This is a genomic window from Mesorhizobium sp. M1A.T.Ca.IN.004.03.1.1, from assembly GCF_003997555.1.
Taxonomy (GTDB): domain Bacteria; phylum Pseudomonadota; class Alphaproteobacteria; order Rhizobiales; family Rhizobiaceae; genus Mesorhizobium.
This window is the reverse complement of record NZ_RZTV01000937.1, coordinates 1-243: the sequence shown is the minus strand read 5'-3', so window position 1 is coordinate 243 and position 243 is coordinate 1. Positions and strand designations below refer to the sequence as shown.

Genomic DNA, 243 nt, shown 5'->3' with positions numbered 1-243 from the left:
CGAGAAAGTTCCGGTCGCCGAAATTGCCGAGATCGACGATCGGCCGGCTTCGGTAGAGCGTTCGCCCTATGAACGCGCCTCCCGACGCAAGACAGAGGGCCAGCAGGCCGAGCACATAGGCCGAGGTCCAGCCGCTGGTCGGCGCCTCTTTCAGGCTGAGTTCCAGGCTCGTCAACGCGGTCGCCATCAAGAGAAGCGACAGAACGTCGAGATGCCCAAGCTCGGACGGATCGGCCGCCTGCC

1 pseudogene is annotated in these 243 nt (G+C 64.6%); it reads right to left on the bottom strand.

Annotation, left to right across the window (positions count from 1 at the left end):
* A pseudogene (locus tag EOD29_RS34440) lies at positions 1–243 on the bottom strand (MFS transporter); the annotation flags it as partial.